This is a genomic window from Mesorhizobium sp. M7A.T.Ca.US.000.02.2.1 (genome assembly GCF_003996995.1).
GTDB lineage: Bacteria > Pseudomonadota > Alphaproteobacteria > Rhizobiales > Rhizobiaceae > Mesorhizobium.
The window spans coordinates 1-3,036 of record NZ_RZTT01000568.1 but is presented as its reverse complement, the minus strand read 5'-3'; the positions used below and the strand labels follow the sequence as shown (position 1 = coordinate 3,036).

Annotated in this window: 4 protein-coding genes; 3 read left to right on the top strand and 1 reads right to left on the bottom strand. The window is 65.2% G+C overall.

Annotated elements, in window-relative coordinates:
* Positions 1-7: 7 nt before the first annotated feature.
* The gene (locus EOD15_RS31700) at positions 8-424 is read right to left on the bottom strand and encodes a VOC family protein (RefSeq protein ID WP_013532348.1); all 417 of its coding nucleotides are present in this window, start codon (positions 422-424) and stop codon (positions 8-10) included.
* Positions 425-591: 167 nt separating this feature from the next.
* Between EOD15_RS31700 and EOD15_RS31695 the strand changes: the two genes are divergently transcribed.
* From EOD15_RS31695 to EOD15_RS31685, 3 genes are all read left to right on the top strand, one after another.
* On the top strand, positions 592-1,935 hold the full coding sequence (locus EOD15_RS31695; RefSeq protein ID WP_127323091.1) for a TldD/PmbA family protein: 1,344 nt from the start codon (positions 592-594) through the stop codon (positions 1,933-1,935).
* The gene (locus tag EOD15_RS31690) at positions 1,922-2,725 is read left to right on the top strand and encodes a 3'(2'),5'-bisphosphate nucleotidase CysQ (RefSeq protein ID WP_127409177.1); all 804 of its coding nucleotides are present in this window, start codon (positions 1,922-1,924) and stop codon (positions 2,723-2,725) included. The genes EOD15_RS31695 and EOD15_RS31690 overlap by 14 nt, the downstream gene beginning before the upstream one ends.
* Positions 2,726-2,828: 103 nt before the next feature.
* Positions 2,829-3,036 (top strand): DUF4170 domain-containing protein (locus tag EOD15_RS31685; protein WP_148129736.1); only part of this gene is annotated, 208 nt, incomplete at its 3' end.

The window sequence follows — 3,036 nt, the reverse complement described above, 5'->3', positions numbered from 1 at the left end:
ATCTGAGCTAGTGCGCGAAAACCTGCTCCAGCGAGCGAAAACCCTTGAATTCCAGGGCATTGCCCGAGGGGTCGCGGATGAAAAGCGTTGCCTGCTCGCCGGGCTCGCCCTTGAAACGCACCATCGGCCGTTCCAGCCAGTCGATGTCGTCGCGCGCCTCCAGCCGCGTCGCCAGGCGCTGCCAGTCGTCCATCAAGAGCACGGCGCCGAAATGCGGGATTGGCACGACAATGCCGTCGACCTTGCCGTCACTGGGGGCCTGTGCGGCCTGCGGACGCAGATGCGCCGACATCTGGTGGCCGTAAAGGTCGAAATCGACCCAGGTCGCCGATGAACGGCCGATCGCACAGCCCAGCACCTCGCCATAGAAAACGCGGGTTTCATCGAGATCACGGACCGGGAAGGCGAGATGGAAAGGCGTCATCGAAATGCTCCGTGCAAGCTGCGAACCGATTTTGCGTCACAGGGTTCGCGGTTTTGAACCGCCCACCCTGCATTTTGATTGAAGCCTATGCCATTGCACAAGCCGGACCGGAACAATAGATGGGTGGGCAACGGCCGCACACCGGCCGCACCAGCAGGATTTCAGGCATGACCGATATATCAGACGCAGCAAAATTGACCGACCGCGTCGCGGCCTTGGTCGAGGCTGCCAAGAAGGCCGGCGCCGATGCCGCCGACGCCGTGGCCGTGCGCGGCCGCTCGACCGGCGTGTCGGTGCGTCTCGGCAAAGTCGAGGCTACCGAAGCCTCCGAGAGCGAGGATGTCGCGCTGCGTGTTTTCGTCGGCGGCCGCGTGGCGAGTGTCTCGGCGACAGCGGCGTCCGACCCGAAAACGCTGGCCGAACGCGCTGTTTCCATGGCGAGAGTCTCGCCTGAGGATCCCTATCAGGGGTTGGCCGACCCGGCATTGCTGGCCAAACAGACACGCGATCTCGATCTGTTCGACGCCACCGAGGTGTCCGCCGACCAGTTGAAGGAAGCCGCATTGGCGGCGGAGGCGGCAGCGCTTGGCGTCAAGGGCGTGACCAATTCGGCCGGCGCCAGCGCCGGTGCCGGCCTCGGCGGCCTGGTGCTGGCCACCTCGCACGGCTTCCTCGGCCACTATGTCGGCTCGCGGTTCTCGCGCTCGGCCAGCGTCATCGCCGGCGAGGGCACCGGCATGGAGCGCGACTATGAATTCTCATCGCGCCAGCACTTTGCCGATCTCGATGCGCCCGAGGACATCGGCCGCAAGGCCGGAGAACGCGCGGTGCGCCGCATCGGCGCGCGCAAGGCAGCGACCGGGCCGGTCGACGTGGTGTTGGACCCACGCGTCGCGCGCGGCATCGCCGGCCATCTGGCCGGCGCCATCAACGGCGCCTCGGTCGCGCGCAAGACCTCGTTCCTGCGTGACATGATGGGCAAGCAGGTGGCCGCCTCCGCCATCACCGTCACCGACGAGCCGCTTAGGCGGCGTGGCCAGGCCTCGCGTCCGTTCGATGGCGAAGGCGTCGAAGGCGAAAAGCTGTTGATGGTCGAGAAGGGCGTGCTCAACCACTGGTTCCTGTCGACCTCGGCTGCAAGGGAACTGGGCCTCGTCACCAACGGCCGCGGCGCGCGCGGCGGCTCCTCCGTGACGCCATCCTCCACCAATCTCGCCATCGAACCGGGCGAGCGGTCGCCGGAAGAGCTGATCAAATCGCTCAGGACCGGCTTCTACGTCACCGAAGTGTTCGGTCAGGGCGTCGACATGGTCACCGGCGAATACAGCCGTGGCGCCTCGGGTTTCTGGATCGAGAACGGTGAACTGGCCTATCCGGTCGCCGAGGTCACCATCGCCTCGAACCTGAAGACGATGTTCCTCAACATGGTGCCGGCCGATGACCTCGACCGCAATTTCGGCACCGCCGCCCCAACGATCCTGATCGAAGGCATGACCCTTGCCGGAGCATGACCTGACCACTGCCGGGGCCACCGAAGATTTGCCGCTGCTGCGCGATGCTGCCCGCGAAGCGGGGCTCATCGCCATGCGCTACTTCGGTAACAGCCCGCAAGTCTGGATGAAGGGCGGCACATCGCCGGTCAGCGAGGCCGACCACGCCGCCGACGCCTATCTGCGCGAAACATTGCTGGCGGCGCGGCCCGATTATGGCTGGTTGTCGGAAGAGACAGTTGACGATCCGGTCCGGCTTTCGGCACGCCGCACCTTCGTCGTCGACCCGATCGACGGCACGCGCGGTTTCCTCGAAGGCCAGCGCACCTGGTGCGTCAGCGTCGCCGTGGTCGAGCGTGGCCGTACGCTGGCCGGCGTGCTGGAATGCCCGGCGATGGAGGAGACCTATTGGGCGCTGCCCGGCCAGGGCGCCTTCCGCAACGGCAAGCGCATTGCGGTTCGCAAGCTGGCGGACACGGCCGAGATTTCCGGGCTGAAGCAGTTGACCGACCTGATGCCGGCCGAATGGCAGGCGCGGCTGAAGCGGGCGCCCTACAGCCCTTCGCTCGCCTATCGGCTGGCTATGATCGCCAATGGCGCGCTGGATGCCACTTTCGTCAAGCCGAACGCGCATGACTGGGATATCGCCGCGGCCGACCTCATCCTGCGCGAGGCCGGCGGCCAACTGCTCGACCAGCATGGCCGTGCTCCACTTTATGCCGGCGAGGTGACCCGCCACGGCGCCCTCGCTGCCGGCAGCGGTGAATTGCTGGCCGTGCTCGCCGGCGTCATCGCGGGTCTTGACGCGTGAAAGCGTTTTCCCTGCCGAGATGAATTCATCTCGCCCTAAAGGTTCCAAAGTCGGCGGCTTTGGTCTAGACCTGTCACAAACTCACGATATGTGAAGGACCGACATGGCCGCGGAAGACGGAAAGAAACAGCTTTTGCATCTGGTGTTCGGTGGCGAACTGAAGAAGCTTGGCGGCACCGAATTCCGCGATCTCGAGGGGCTCGATATCGTCGGCATCTATCCCGACTATCAATCCGCGCACACGGCATGGAAAGCCAAGGCGCAAGCCAGCGTGGACAACGCCCACATGCGTTACTTCGTCGTTCATCTGC